The sequence below is a fragment of the Pseudomonas pudica genome (assembly GCF_015680405.1).
GTDB lineage: Bacteria > Pseudomonadota > Gammaproteobacteria > Pseudomonadales > Pseudomonadaceae > Aquipseudomonas > Aquipseudomonas pudica.
In genome coordinates, this window is sequence record NZ_JADLJS010000112.1 from 1 (window position 1) to 386 (window position 386).

General features: G+C 63.0%; 1 protein-coding gene. It reads right to left on the reverse strand.

Going from position 1 to position 386, the window contains the following annotated elements:
* On the reverse strand, positions 1 to 386 hold a 386-nt coding region (locus tag IRZ77_RS26700), incomplete at both ends, for an immunoglobulin-like domain-containing protein (protein ID WP_196174639.1).

Sequence of the window (386 nt, forward strand, 5' to 3'; positions counted from 1 at the left end):
CGGTCGAGCCATTGTTGTAGACGTCGTTCGCTGGCGTTTCGAAGTCGACGCTGCCCTGGGTCTTGCCCGCTTCGACGGTGATGGTCTGGCCGTTGGACAGAGTCACGGTCACCGGAGTCTGGGCTGGGTTGCTCAACGTCACGGTGTAGGTGATGACGCCGCCTTCAGTCACCGATGGAGTGGCCGTCAGGGTGGCGGTGGTGGTGTCGACCGAGTCGTTGATCGTGGTCTGGGCCGGCGTCGGGTTCGGCGTCAGCTGTTCGAAGTTGCCACCGGTCGCACCGGTAATCGTGGTGCTGACGGTCGAGCCGTTGTTGTAGACGTCGTTCGCTGGCGTTTCGAAGTCGACGCTACCCTGGGTCTTGCCCGCTTCGACGGTGATGGTC